The following is a 13,848-nucleotide window of genomic DNA, read 5'->3' on the forward strand; positions in this document are numbered from 1 at the left end:
CCAGGCGGGCCCGCCATCCGGGTGACGGCCGGTCGGGTCAGTCCCCGCCCGCGCAGAGCCGCGCGAAGCGGTCCGCGTCGACATTGCCCCCGGAGACGATCACCCCGATCCGGTCCGGCAGGCCGCTCATCCGGCCGCTGAGCAGGGCGGCCAGCGGGCTCGCGCCGCTCGGCTCCACGACGATCTTCAGCCGCTCGAAGGCGAACCGCATGGCCGCGCGGATCTCGTCGTCGGAGGCCAGTGCGATCTCGTCGACCAGGCGCCGGTTCACCGAGAAGGTCAGCTCGCCGGGCGTGTGCAGGGCCTGTCCGTCGGCGATGGTCTTCGGCACCGGGATGCTGATGCGCCGCCCCGCCGCCAGGGAGCGCTTGGTGTCGTCGCCGGCCTCCGGTTCCACGCCGATCATGCGGATGCCCGGGTGCAGGCCCTTGGCGGCGGTCGCGCTGCCCGCCATCAGCCCGCCCCCGCCGACGGGTGCGAGCAGGGCTCCCAACTCTCCTGTCTCCTCCAGAAGTTCGAGGGCCGCCGTGCCCTGTCCCGCCATCACGTGCGGATGCTCGTACGGCGGGATGAGCGCCAGGCCCCGCTCGGCGGCCAGGGCCTCGGCGATGGCCTCGCGGTCACCGGTGTAGCGGTCGTACGTGACGATCTCGGCGCCGTACCCCTCGGTGGCCGCGCGCTTGGAGCGCGGGGCGTCCTCGGGCATGACGATCACCGCGCTGGTACCGAGCTCGCGGGCGGCCAGGGCGACGGCCTGGGCGTGGTTCCCGGAGGAGTAGGCGGCGATGCCCCGGGCCAGTTGATCCGGGGTCAGCCGGGAGGCCGCGTTGTAGGCGCCGCGGAACTTGAAGGCGCCGACCCGCTGGAAGTTCTCGCACTTGAGGAAGACCTCGGCGCCGACCAGGGCGTCGAGGGTCCGCGAGCGCAGCACCGGTGTGCGGTGCGCGACGCCCTTGAGCCGGGCGGCGGCCTCCCGGACGTCGTCCAGGGTGACCGGCGGGGTGCTGGTCGTCACGAGGGCCCTCCAGTGTTCGCCTGTTTTCGGGACTGGGACAGATAGCTGTACGCGGAGGCACGGGAGATCCCGAGCCGTCCCGCCACCTGCTCGATCGCCCGCCGGACCGCGAACACGCCCCGTTCGTCCAGGCTGCGGAACAGGTCCAGGCGCCCGGCGCGGTCGAGCAGCGCCCACGACTGGTGCCGGTGCGCGTCGAGCATGACGTCGACGACGGAGTCGATGTCGTCGCCGAAGATGGTGACGGGTGGTTCCGCGGGGGCGGTGCCGATCCCGGCCAGGGCGCCCAGCAGGGCGTGGACCTCGCTCGCGGCGGTTGCGTCGACATTGACGCACAGTGCGCCGAACACCGCGCCGGAGGGGTCCCTCAGCAGCATGGTCGACGACTTCACGAGCTTGCCGGTGTCGGTCCGGGTCACGTAGTTCAGCTCGTCGGCCGCCTCGTCGCCCCGGGCCACCATCCGCATGCCGATCTGGCTCATCGCCCCGCCCACCGTGCGTCCGGTCACCGAGCCGGCGATGGCCACCACCGACCTCTCCGGTCTCCGGTAGTCGTGCAGCACCACCTCGCAGACCGGCCCGAAGGTCGCCGCGATCCCGTCGACGACCGATGTGAGCGCGGCGATGATCGCGTCCCGCTCGGCCTCCATCACGGCCTCCCCTCCACCAGTCGCTCTAGACTAGCAATCCAGCATCTAGACCACCAGTCCAATCCCTTTCCCTTTCCGGTCTTTGTCCGCGAATCTTGACGGCCCGAATGTTACCGGTAACATCACTCTCTATGTCCTCGACGCCGATACCCGCGCGCACTCCGGCCACTGGAGACCGTGCGATACGGCGCCAGGGTGGCCGCGACCGCATGACGGTCTGTCTCCTGCCGGCGTCCGTACGGGAGTTGGCGCCCTACGCGTACGCCGGTGTCGGTCTGTTCATCGCGCCGATCTTTCCGACCGGCCTGCCCTGGCCGCACCGGGACGCCCCCGGCGCCCGACGGGCCGGCGCCCTGGTCATCGCCGCCTCGATGATCGGCGGTGTGGCGGCCGGACCGACGCTGGGCAAGGCCATCGAGTGGTCCGGGATCCGGGCCGTGCCCCTCCTTCTGAGCTGCGTCCCGGCACTGTGCCTGGCCGCAACCCTCTGGCTCCTCCGCAGCACCCGAACTCCCCTGATCTCCCGCTGACTCGAAGGGATGCCCCGCATGCCCGCTCTGACGACGTCCTCCGACGGTTTCCTCCTGCACGGCGAGCCGTTCCGGATCATCTCCGGAGCCATGCACTACTTCCGTATCCACCCCGACCAGTGGACCGACCGGCTGCGCAAGGCCCGGCTGATGGGCCTCAACACCATCGAGACGTATCTGCCGTGGAACCTCCACGAGCCCGAGCCCGGCACCCTGGTCCTGGACGGCTTCCTCGATCTGCCCCGGTGGCTGCGCCTCGCCCAGGACGAGGGCCTGCACGTCCTGTTGCGCCCGGGGCCGTTCATCTGCGCCGAGTGGGACGACGGCGGTCTGCCCGCCTGGCTGCTCGCGGACCCCGACATCCGGCTGCGCAGCAGCGACCCCCGTTTCACCGGGGCGTTCGACGGCTATCTCGACCAACTCCTGCCCGCACTGCGGCCGTTCATGGCGGCACACGGCGGGCCGGTGATCGCCGTGCAGGTGGAGAACGAGTACGGGGCGTACGGCGACGACACCGCGTATCTCAAGCACGTCCACCAGGCGCTGCGCGACCGCGGTGTCGAGGAGCTGCTGTACACCTGCGACCAGGCGAGCGCCGAGCACCTGGCGGCCGGTACCCTCCCGGGCACGCTCGCCACGGCCACCTTCGGCAGCCGGGTCGAGGAGAACCTGGCCGCCCTGCGCACCCATCAGCCTGAAGGCCCGCTGATGTGCTCGGAGTTCTGGGTCGGCTGGTTCGACCACTGGGGCGGACCGCACCACGTACGGTCCGCCGCCGACGCCGCGGCCGACCTGGACCGCCTGCTGTCGGCCGGCGCCTCGGTCAACATCTACATGTTCCACGGCGGCACCAACTTCGGCTTCACCAACGGCGCCAACCACAAGCACGCCTACGAGCCCACCGTCACGTCCTACGACTACGACGCCCCGCTCACCGAGAGCGGCGATCCCGGCCCCAAGTACCACGCCTTCCGCGAGGTGATCGCCCACCACACGGCCACGCCCGACGAGCCGGCCCCGGCGCCCGCACTCAAACTCCCGGTCACCGACGTCGAGTTGGCCCACCGGGCGCCGCTGCTGCCGTACCTCCGCGGGCTGTCGTCGACGGACACCGAGACCCCGGTGACGATGAACGAGCTGGGCGTGCACACCGGTTACGTGCTCTACCGCACCACGCTGCCCGGCTCGGGCGACGGGCTGCTGCGCTTCCCGGACGGCGTCGGCGACCGCGCGCAGGTCTTCGTGGACGGCGCCTCCGTGGGCGTACTGGAGCGGGAGCGGCACGACGAGACGCTGTCCGTACGCGTCCCGCACGCCGGTGCCGTTCTCGAGGTCCTGGTGGAGAACATGGGCGGGGTCAACTACGGGCCGCGTATCGGGGCGCCCAAGGGGCTGCTCGGCCCGGTGTCCTTCCAGGGCACCGAACTGCGCGGCTGGGAGTGCCGGCCCGTGCCGCTGGACGACCTGGCCGCCGTGCCGTTCGGGCCGTCCACGGCGACCACGGACGCGGTACCCGCCTTCCACCGGGGCACCTTCGAGGTGGACAGCCCGGCGGACACCTTCCTCTCCCTGCCGGGCTGGACGAAGGGCCAGGCCTGGGTCAACGGCTTCCATCTCGGCCGCTACTGGAACCGCGGCCCCCAGCACACGCTGTACGTCCCCGCTCCCGTCCTGCGCCCCGGCGCCAACGAACTGGTCCTGCTGGAGCTGCACGCCACCACCGGCACGCGCGCCCAGTTCACCGACACGCCCGACCTCGGACCGGAGAGCGATTGATGTCCCACCCGCATCGCCTGCGCCTCCCCTCCCCCGCCGGGCCTCCGCTGACCGGGCACCTGCCCTTCGCGGACGCCCCCGGGGTGCCCGATCCGATCGAGGTCACCAGCCGCTGGCTCACCCGCGGCGGCCGCCCGTGGTTCCCGGTGTCCGGCGAGTTCCACTACTCCCGCTACCCCGCCGGGGAGTGGGAGGAGGAGCTGCTGAAGATGAAGGCGGGCGGTGTCACCGCTGTCGCCAGTTACCTCATCTGGATCCACCACGAGGAGATCGAGGGCCGCGTCCGCTTCGACGGCGACCGCGACCTGCGCCGCTTCGCCGAGCTGTGCGCCCGGCACGGCCTGGACTTCATCCCCCGCGTCGGCCCCTGGTCGCACGCGGAGGTCCGGGGCGGCGGACTGCCCGACTGGGTGCTGGCCCGCGACTGCGTGCCCCGCACCGACGACCCGGTGTACCTGGACGCCGTACGCACCTGGTTCGCGGCGATCGCCGAGCAGTTGGACGGCCTCGACCGGGCCCACGGCGGGCCGGTCGTGGCGATCCAGATCGAGAACGAGCTCTACGACCAGCCCGGCCACCTGCTGACGCTGAAGCGGATGGCCCAGGAGGCCGGACTGAGCGCGCCCCTGTGGACGTCGACCGCCTGGGGTGGTGTGCAACTCCCGCCGGACGAACTGCTTCCGCTGTACGGCGGTTACACGGAGGCCTTCTGGACCGAGGCCGACGGCGGCTGGCCCGACACCTGCCGCAAGCACTTCTTCTTCACCCACCAGCGCGACGACGAGGGCATCGGATCCGACCTGCGCCCGGTGCGCGTACGCGGCAGCGCGCCCGACGCGTTCGCGGACCGGTTCCCCTGGGCCACCTGCGAGTTGGGCGGAGGCATGGCGGTGTCGTACCACCGTCGGCCGTACGTCGACCCCGACGACATCGGCGCGCTCGGCCTCACCAAGATCGGCTGCGGCTCGGTCTGGCAGGGCTACTACATGTTCCACGGCGGCACCAACCCGGCGGGTGAGCTCAGCACCCTCCAGGAGTCGCACGCCACCGGCTATCCGAACGACCTGCCCGTGCTGATGTACGACTTCCAGGCCCCGCTCGGCGAGTACGGTCAGTACCGGCGGACCTACCACGAACTTCGGCTCCAGCACCTGCTGTTGGCGGACTTCGGGCACCTGATCGCCCCCATGGAGTCCGTACTGCCCGAGCGGCGGCCGGACGGGCAGTTCGACCGGGAGACCCTGCGCTGGGCGGTACGCGGGGACGGCACCGCGGGCTTCCTGTTCGTCAACAACCACCAGCCGCACGAGCAGCTGCCGGAGCGCCCCGAGACGTCCTTCACGGTCGACTTTCCTTCAGGCGGAGGTGAGTTGACCCTGCCCAGCGCTCCCGTCACGGTCCCGAGCGGCGCGTACTTCTGCTGGCCGCTGCGTCTGGACGTGGCCGGTCTGCGGCTGGAGTGGGCCACCGCCCAGCCGGTGTGCACGGTCGACGTCGACGGCTGTACGGTCCTGGTGCTGGCCGCGACGGACGGCATCGCGCCCGAACTCGCCCTCGACGCGGCCACGGTGTCGGCCGTGCGCACGCCCACCGGGGATGTCGTCCCGGCCGGCGACCGGCTGCTGGTGACCGGGCTGCGGCCCGGCACCGACGCCCTCGTGGAGGTGGACACCGCCGAGGGCGGGAGGGTCGGTCTGCTGGTGCTGGACGCGGCAAGGGCCCGTACCGTCTACCGGGGCGAGGCGTGGGGTGCCGCGCGGCTGGTGCTGAGCGGGGACGGCGTGGTCTTCGACCGGGACGCGGTACGGCTGCACGGTTCGGGGACGGCGACATCGTTCGCCGTGCTGCCCGCGCCCGAGCGGGCGCCCGTGGTGGACGGGGTGCGGGCGGAGGCGGTCACGGACGGGGTGTTCACCCGTTACGCGGTCCCGGCGGCGCCGGCCGTCGAGGGCTCCGCGCCCGAGGTGACCCTCGTGCGGGCCGCCGGGCGCGCCCCCGAGACCGTCACCGGTGTCCTGGGCCGGGCGAGCGCGCCGGCCGACAAGTGGTTCGACACCGTGGCCGCCGAGTACCACGTCGAGGTGCCGGACGGGCTGCCGCCCGGGACGCTGCTGCGGCTGCACTGGAGCGGGGACGTGGGGCGGGCGTACGTGGGGGACTCGCTGGTCGCCGACCAGTTCTGGTCCGGGCGGGTCTGGGACATCGGCCTGGACCGGATTCCCGCGGACGCGCTGCGCGCCGAGGGTCTGCGGCTGCGGGTGCTGCCGCTGCACGCGCAGGCGCCGGTCCATCTGCCCGAGCAGGCGCACGGTGCCCGGGAGACGGCCGCCGTCACGCACGCCGAGTGGATCACCCGGCACACCTGGTCGGTCCCGGCGGCCTGACCTGCCGTGAAGCCCCGTGCACCTGCCGGATCCCCGGTCCCGGTCCGCCTATGCTGTGCTCCCCGGGCGGGCCGGGACCGTTGTACCACCGCCGCCACCACGTCGAGGACACCACCACCATGACTCCAAGCCCCGCCGAGGGAGCCGCACCGAAGGGGCGCAGCCGACGCAACTTCGCCGGTTCGCGTCCGGTGATGGACGACGTGGCCCGGCTGGCCGGTGTCTCCAAGCAGACCGTCTCCCGGGTGCTCAACGAGCATCCGTCCGTCCGCCCGGAGACCCGCGAGGCGGTCCTGACGGCCATGCGGACCCTCGGCTACCGGCCCAGCCGCAGCGCCCGTTCGCTGGCCAGCGGACGAACCCGGATGCTCGGGGTGATCACCTTCGACGCCGCGCGCTACGGGCCCGCCGCGATCCTCACCGCCATCAACTCCGCGGCCCAGGAGGCCGGTTATCTGCTGAGCTCCATCTCCCTGGACTCGGCCGAGCGCGACACGGTCGTCGAGGCCGTCGACCGGCTCTCCGCCGAGGGCGCGGACGGCGTGATCGCCATCGCCCCGCAGCTGTGGGTGGGCCACGCTCTGGCGGACACCCGTCTGGACACCCCGCTGGTGGTGCTGGAGAACGGCTTCGACGCGGAGACCGAGCGGGTCACCGGTGACTCGCGGGAGGGTGCCCGCAAGGCCACCGAGCACCTGCTGGGGCTCGGCCACCCGACCGTCTGGCACATCGCGGGCCCGAGCGGCTGGACCTCCGCCGACCAGCGTCTGACGAGCTGGCGCTCCACGCTGGAGGCGGCCGGAGTACCGGTCCCCGAGCCGCTGTTCGGCGACTGGAGCGCCGACTCCGGCTACCACCTGGGCCGCCGGCTGTCCCGGCGCGCGGACGTCACCGCGGTGTTCGTGTCCAACGACCAGATGGCACTCGGGGCCCTGCACGCCTTCCACGAGGCGGGCCGCTCGGTGCCGGGCGAGATCAGCGTGGTGGGCTACGACGACATCCCCGAGGCCGCGCATCTGCTTCCGCCGCTGACGACCGTGCGCACCGACTTCGCGGAGATCGGCACCCGGTCCCTGCGGCTCCTGCTGAGCCGGATCGACGACTCGGCACCTCCGCCGCCCGACTCCCTCGTCCCGGTCGATCTCGTGATCCGCGCGAGCAGCGGGGCGGCGCCGGGGCGCTGAGGGCGGTGCCGTCCAGGTCCTGTCGCCTCACGAGTCCGTGGATGCCCGGACGATCATGTCGATGGCCAGGGTGCGGGCGGTGCCGCGCGGCGCCTCGCCGGCGAGTATCCCGCAGAGCAACCGGACGCATTCCGCGCCCATGTGACGGGGTCTCAGGTCGATCGCGGTGATCGGGGGTTCCGCGGTCCGCATCGCCGCGCTGTCCACGCAGGAGGCCAGCAGCAGGTCCTCGCCCACGACCCGGCCCGCCGACCGGATCTCGGGCAGGACGGCCGCCGCGGCCCCGTCGGCCGCGCACACGATCGCGTCGGTCTCCGGCGCCTCGGTGAGCAACTGCCCTACGACGCCGCGGAGCACGTCAGGTGGGGACCCGAACGGCGCTCTACGCAGGAGCTGTTGGATGCCGTGCTCGGCGCACCAGTGCGCGTAGGTGTGCTGGAGGGTGAGGGCCCAGTCGGCGGTGGAGTCGGAGGTGATGAGCGCGGGTCTGCGGGCGCCCCTCGCCCGCAGATGGTCGAGGAGTTCCGTCAGGGAGGTCTCGTGGTCGGACCAGATCACGCCGGTGGGCTGTGCGGCGCCGCCGTAGCGCTCGGCCGTGACGACCGGGAGCCCCGCGCTCATCAGCTGGTCCACGACCGGGTTGTCCGGCATCGGGTCGCACAGGATCAGCCCGTCCACCTGCGGGATGCGGCCGGAGGACACCAGGGTCACGTTCAGCCCGGCGCGCGCGGCCTGTTCGGCGGCGCCGAACACGAAGGACATGTAGTACTCGGCGCTGGTGAGGAACTCCGGGATGTGCAGCGCGATGGTGTCCGTCACCGAGGTCCGCAGGCTGCGGGCGCTGCGGTTGGGCGTGTATCCGAGGCGCCGGGCGGTGTCCAGGACGGCCCGGCGGGTCGCGTCGGACACCCGGCCGTGGCCGCGCAGCGCGTCCGACGCGGTGGTCTTGGAGACGCCCGCCCCACGGGCGACGTCGGCGAGGGTGGCGGACGCGCCGGGTCCGGTCGGCATGCGGGCGTTCCTGGCCGGCACCCGCCTCACCAGCCGTGGGTCAGCACGTCGTCCAGGGCGGCGGCGAACACGTCGGCGCTCCGCCGGGTCAGGCACAGGGGTGGCTTGATCTTCAGTACGCACTGTCTGTCCGAGGTCGGCTGGACGATCACGCCGAGCTCGCGCAACCGGTCGCAGATCGCGGCGGTCTCCTCGGTGGCGGGCTCCAGGGTCTCGCGATCCCTGACGAACTCGACGCCCAGATACAGCCCGGAGCCGTGCACCGCGCCGATCAGCGGGTGCCGGGCGGCGAGTTCCTCCAGCAGCCGCTTCAAGTACCCGCCCGTCTCCAGCGCGTTGTCCTGGAGCCGCTCGTCCCGCAGCACGTCCAGCACGGTCAGTCCGACCACGCTGCTGACCGGACTGCCACCGGCCGAGGAGAAGAAGTAGCCCTGGCTGCGGTAGGCGTCGGCGATCTCGCGCCGGGTGATCACCGCGCCCAGCGGGTGCCCGTTGCCCATCGCCTTGGCGACGGTGACGACGTCCGGTACCACGCCCTGCTGTTCGAACCCCCAGAAGTGGGTGCCGAGTCGGCCGTAGCCGACCTGCACCTCGTCCGCGATGCACAGACCGCCGGCGGCGCGGGTGGCCTCGTAGACCTCCTGGAGGTAACCGTCCGGGAGGGGAAGGCCGCCCGCGTTGCCGTAGAAGGGCTCACAGATGAAGGCGGCGAGCCGGTGGCCCTGTGCGGCGAGTTCGGTGATCCGCGCGGCGGCCTCGGGGCCGTACCGCCGTGCCTCGGCGCCGCGCCGTCGGCCCCGGTAGGAGTTGGGGGCGGCGACGGTGTGGATCCAACTCGGCCGTGAGGAAAGGGCGTTCGGATTGTCCGCGATCGAGGTGGAGACCGCGTCGCTCGCGTACGTCCATCCGTGGTACGCCTCCTCGACCGAGACGGTGTCCTGCCGTCCCGTCGCCGCCCAGGCCAGGCGCAGGGCGAGGTCCACGGCCTCGGAGCCGCTGTTGACGAGGAAGACGGTGTCCAGTTCCGCGGGCAGGAGCGCGGTGAGCCGCTCGGAGAGTTCCACCACCGAGCCGTAGTGGAAGCGGGAGTTGGTGTTGAGGCGCCGCCACTGCCGGTGCACGGCGTCGCTCAGCCCGGGGTGGCCGTGGCCGAGGATGGTCACGTTGTTGAGCATGTCGAGATAGCCGCGGCCCTGGGTGTCGACGAGGTGGTGGCGCCAGCCGCGTTCGATGCGGGGCGGCTCGTCGTAGTAGTGCTCCTGGACGGTGGCGAAGGCGCGGTCGCGGCGGTCGAGGAGATCCTTGTCGGCGGACGGCTCCTCCGGGTCCCGCCCGGTGATCAGTGCCGTCGGGTCCGGGCTCACCGCCAGCCAGCCCGCGGCCAGGTCCGGGGTGGCGAACCGAGGGGGGTGCCGGTCGGCCAGGGTCGACAGCTGGAGGCCGAGGGGGTGCCCGCCGTCCCGCTCGGCGACGGTGCCGAGGCGCCGGCCGGCGGCGATCGGCCCGGATGCGGCCGGGTCGGCGATGCCGTACAGCCACAGGACCGGTCCCTCGCCGCGCAGCTCGAGCGTGCCATCGGCGTGCCGGGTGAGCGTGCCCGCCCAGGGCGCGCGCACCTCCAGGGGGTGCGCGAGATGCAGGTCCACTCCGAGGGCGCAGGTCGCCGGGAGGTCCGTGGTGTCGAGCGTGGTGCGGGTGAGGCGGAACTCGCCGTGCCGGGTACGGGCCGCCGGCCGGCCGGAGGCCAGGGCGGCTTCGGCGTCCGCCTCCAGCCAGCGGCCCGTGTGCAGGTCGTCGCTCTGCGCCGAGAGGTCGAGCGCCGGAATGTCGTCGGGCAGGTCCGGCAGCATGCGGTGGGCGGGGACGACGGCGACCTGCGGCAGGGGGCGGCCGAGTGCCTCCCGCAGTTGGGCCGTCATCACCTGCGCCGGGACGGAGACGGCCGACTCGAACATGGCCCACTCCCGGTCCAGGGCGGCGGACGCGTAGCCGTTGTCCGGGTCCTGGAGGACGTCGTACTGCCCACTGACCACCATGACCGCGGCCCGCAGCACGACGAGCGGCCACAGCGCGGCCGTCTCGCTGTCGGAGAGGGGGCGTACGGCGTCGAAGGCGCGGACGGCGGGCAGGACGGAGGCGGGCCCGGCGCCGTGGTGATGCAGGACGGAGGTGCAGGTGACGGCGAGTTCCGCCACGGTCCAGCCGGTGCCGAGGTCCCCGAAGTCGATCACGCCGACGGGCATCCGCCGGCCGTCCTTCGACGTCTCGCAGACGACGTTGTTGTCGGTGATGTCGCCGTGGACGAACTGGACCGGCAGGTCCTTCGCATGCGGCTCCACGAGGGCGTACGCGGTGCGGGCGGCGCTCAGCACCCGGTCGGCGCGGGCCCGGTCGGGCCAGTGCGGGGCGAGGGCCTCGACCACGTCGAGGGCGTTGCGCAGGTCCCAGGGCCGGAAGCGGTCGCAGTCGGGGGCGGTGAAGTCGGCGAGGGCGGCGGCGATCTGCCCGGCGAGTGCACCGAGGCGGGCGACGACGGCGGGGGCGAGATAGCGGCTGTCCATGATCGGCTCACCCGGCACGAAGTGCAGCAGCCGACAGGAGAGTTCGGCTCCGTCCAGGGGGAAGGGCTGCACCACGTCGCCGTCGGCGCCGGGGATCGCCCGGGGCAACCGGAGGCCGGGGAGCGCAGCCGCCAGGTGCTCCACGGCGTCGCACTGGGCCCTCAACTCGGCCGTCCCGGTGGCGGGGTTGGCGACTTTGAGGACGTACTCCCCCGCCGCGCCGCGCACCCGGTAGTTGCGGTCCTGCTGGCTGCCCAGGTCCCGCACGGTGCCCCGCACCCCGAACCGGGCCGCCAGCACGGCGGACGCGGTGGCCTCGTCGATCGGTGCGACGGGTCGCACCAGCCAGTCCGTGGACGGCAGGCCCATGGGTCCGCTCCGCTCCGCTTCGGCGGCGAGACGCCGCCGCTCCCTTGCCGGAACGTTCCGGCACTTCTTGGGACGACGGTAGGGGGAACCGTGTTCCCTGGTCAACGCTCCCGGTCAACGTCAACGCTCCTGGTCACCGCGTCTGGTCGGGCGAGCGGGGCTCGTGACGGGGGCGGACCAGGCGGTCGGGCTTTCCTCGGTCTCACCCGTCACGGTTCACCGGGATTACCCCTGGGGATACGGGTTACCCGCACGATGGGTCCCTGGGGAGCCGCGGCGGCGGTTCACGGTGGCTTGTCCCGTGTGTGCCCGCGGTGTGGGGCTGCCGGCACACAGCGGCGTCGGCCCGCTCAGCAGATTCGAGCGGGCCGACGCGCGCCTTCGCTCATGCTCTCCCGCGTGCGACGCCGGACGCCGTCCTGGACGTTCCCGGCACCGATGTGCCCCGGAGGCGATGCGGACCCCGCATTGATGAGTTCCCCGGAACGGGCGTCGTCCCTGCCGGGCCGATCCGCCCGTCCCTCTCCTCTCCACGCGTCGGGCCGTCGCGGCCCCGGTGGCTAGGGCCAGTGGCGCAGGAGCAGTGCCGGTGCGCGACGCGCGAGCCAGGCGCCGGCCAGGCCGATGGCCGCACCGGCGGCGACATCGCTGGGATAGTGGGCGCCCGACTGCACCCGTTCGACGGCGACCATGGTGGCCGGCAGGGCGCACAACGCGCCCGCGGCCGGCCAGGTGGGGGCGACGGCGGCGGTGAAGGCGACCGCGGCCGCCGTGTGCCCGGAGGGGAACGAGGACGAGTCGGGGCGATCGGCGACCTCGTCGTGCGGGATCCACTCCGCGGGCGGCCTGGGACGGCCGGCCAGTTGCTTGCACACACCGTTCGACACCAGCTGGGCCACGGCCAGGGCCGCCAGTCCGGTGGCCGCCGCCCTGCGGCCCCGCCCCCCGCCCTTCCACGCCATCACGGCGGCGGCACCGCACCACAGCTTGGAGCTCTCAGCGGCCTCCTCCACCGCCGACAACACCTTGGCCACACCCGGCGGGATCCGGGAAGCCGCCCGCCGCGTCAGAGCCCCGTCGACCTCTTGCCCGTCCGTCAACCACCTCATGACCTGCGGTTGTCCCAAGCTCCCCGAGATAAGCAGTCCAAGCCCGGATCATTCCGTCACTCGTCGCGCGCCGGTCCTGATTCGTCGAGCCGGCGGAGGTCCTGCTCGTCCCACGTCCTGGTGTCGCGCGGCTCCGTGTAGGGCTCGTTGTCCGGCGGCATGCCTCCGGCGATCGCCCGCTGCCGGACGGTCTCGGCGTCGAACTCCAGGCCCAGGAGAATCGCCAGGTTGCTGATCCACAGCCAGACCAGGAAGACGATGACGCCGGCCATGGTGCCGTAGGTCTTGTTGTACGAGGCGAAGTTGGCGACGTAGAACGCGAATCCGGCGGACGCGATCAGCCAGATGAGCAGGGCGAGAACGCTTCCCGGTGTGATCCACCTGAACCCCTTCACCCGGGCGTTCGGGGTGGCCCAGTACAGGAGCGCGATCATGATCGTGACCAGGACCACCAGGACGGGCCACTTGGCGATCGCCCACACCGTCAGAGCAGTGTCGCCGATCCCGAGCGCTGTGCCCGCCTTGTGGGCGAGGGTGCCGGTGAAGACGACGATCAGGGCGCTGACGACGGCGAGCACCATCAGGACGACCGTCAGGCCGACCCGCACCGGAAGGATCTTCCATATCGGGCGGCCCTCCGGCATGTCATAGACCCGGTTGGCCGATCGCATGAACGCGGCCACGTACCCGGATGCCGACCACACGGCCAGGACGAGGCCGACGATCGCCATGACCGACCCGACCCCGGCGTTGCCCTGCAACTGCTCGACGGCCCCGGTGATGATGTCGCGGGCGGAGCCCGGAGTGAACTGCTTGAGATTCTTCAGCACCGTGTCCGTGGCGGACTTGCCGGTCAGGCCGAGCATCGACACCAGGACCAGGATGGCCGGGAAGAGCGACAGCAGACCGTAGTAGGTCAGCGCCGCGGCCCGGTCGGTCAGTTCGTCGTCCTTGAACTCCCGCAGGCTGCCCCGCAGCACAGCCCCCCACGCCGTCTTCGGCAGTTGCGACGGCGCGTCCGGGGCGCGCTCCTCCACGGCGGGCCCGGGGCCCACGTCCTCGGACGACGGGACCTCCCGCTGGGGAGCTTCGTCACCGCCGTGGTCGTCTTTCCGTCCAGGTAGATGCAGCTTCATGCGCGTCGAGTACCCCCGGACCCCCGCCCAATCAGGACAACGGTGGGAAGTGGCGCGAGCGTCCCGACCGCGATCCGAGACGATGCCGGGGAGTTCGACGGGCCCGGCTTCTGCATCCGAAGT

9 protein-coding genes and 1 pseudogene are annotated in these 13,848 nt (G+C 72.5%); 4 read left to right on the forward strand and 6 right to left on the reverse strand.

The window, feature by feature from the left end; translation table 11 throughout:
- Window positions 1-37: 37 nt before the first annotated feature.
- Together D1369_RS03565 and D1369_RS03570 are read right to left on the reverse strand one after the other, a co-directional pair.
- Window positions 38-1,015 carry a threo-3-hydroxy-L-aspartate ammonia-lyase gene (locus D1369_RS03565; protein ID WP_007386515.1) on the reverse strand — a complete coding sequence of 326 codons (978 nt, stop codon included), beginning with the start codon at window positions 1,013-1,015 and terminating at the stop codon, window positions 38-40.
- Complete coding sequence (locus D1369_RS03570; RefSeq protein WP_037902288.1) at window positions 1,012-1,665, reverse strand: PAS domain-containing protein; 654 nt, start codon at window positions 1,663-1,665, stop codon at window positions 1,012-1,014. The genes D1369_RS03565 and D1369_RS03570 overlap by 4 nt, the downstream gene beginning before the upstream one ends.
- Window positions 1,666-1,874: 209 nt before the next feature.
- On the opposite strand from D1369_RS03570, the pseudogene D1369_RS03575 reads away from it, so the two are divergent.
- The 4 genes and pseudogenes from D1369_RS03575 to D1369_RS03590 all read left to right on the forward strand — a co-directional run.
- Window positions 1,875-2,195, forward strand: a pseudogene (locus D1369_RS03575) (MFS transporter); the annotation flags it as partial.
- An 18-nt stretch (window positions 2,196-2,213) separates the two neighbouring features.
- Window positions 2,214-3,971 (forward strand): beta-galactosidase, encoded by a 1,758-nt coding sequence (locus D1369_RS03580; RefSeq protein ID WP_037902286.1) that lies wholly within the window; start codon window positions 2,214-2,216, stop codon window positions 3,969-3,971.
- On the forward strand, window positions 3,971-6,355 hold the full coding sequence (locus D1369_RS03585) for a beta-galactosidase (RefSeq protein ID WP_118082250.1): 2,385 nt from the start codon (window positions 3,971-3,973) through the stop codon (window positions 6,353-6,355). Before D1369_RS03580 ends, D1369_RS03585 begins: the two co-directional genes overlap by 1 nt.
- 119 nt (window positions 6,356-6,474) lie before the next feature.
- Entirely contained in the window at window positions 6,475-7,539 is a 1,065-nt protein-coding gene (locus D1369_RS03590) for a LacI family DNA-binding transcriptional regulator (protein WP_118083113.1), read from the forward strand.
- 27 nt (window positions 7,540-7,566) lie between these two features.
- Here the strand turns inward: D1369_RS03590 and D1369_RS03595 are convergent, their stop codons facing one another.
- The 4 genes from D1369_RS03595 to D1369_RS03610 form a co-directional block, all read right to left on the reverse strand.
- Window positions 7,567-8,550, reverse strand: a complete 984-nt coding sequence (locus tag D1369_RS03595; protein WP_007386509.1) for a LacI family DNA-binding transcriptional regulator — start codon at window positions 8,548-8,550, stop codon at window positions 7,567-7,569.
- A gap of 26 nt (window positions 8,551-8,576) precedes the next feature.
- On the reverse strand, window positions 8,577-11,480 hold the full coding sequence (locus tag D1369_RS03600; protein ID WP_118082251.1) for an aminotransferase: 2,904 nt from the start codon (window positions 11,478-11,480) through the stop codon (window positions 8,577-8,579).
- A gap of 560 nt (window positions 11,481-12,040) precedes the next feature.
- A complete protein-coding gene (locus tag D1369_RS03605; protein WP_037902285.1) occupies window positions 12,041-12,589 on the reverse strand; it encodes a phosphatase PAP2 family protein in 549 nt (182 codons plus the stop codon).
- A 56-nt stretch (window positions 12,590-12,645) separates the two neighbouring features.
- Window positions 12,646-13,725 carry a YihY/virulence factor BrkB family protein gene (locus D1369_RS03610; RefSeq protein ID WP_007386505.1) on the reverse strand — a complete coding sequence of 360 codons (1,080 nt, stop codon included), beginning with the start codon at window positions 13,723-13,725 and terminating at the stop codon, window positions 12,646-12,648.
- Between the last annotated feature and the right edge of the window lie 123 nt (window positions 13,726-13,848).

This window comes from Streptomyces sp. CC0208, from assembly GCF_003443735.1.
In the GTDB taxonomy this organism is placed as follows: domain Bacteria; phylum Actinomycetota; class Actinomycetes; order Streptomycetales; family Streptomycetaceae; genus Streptomyces; species Streptomyces sviceus.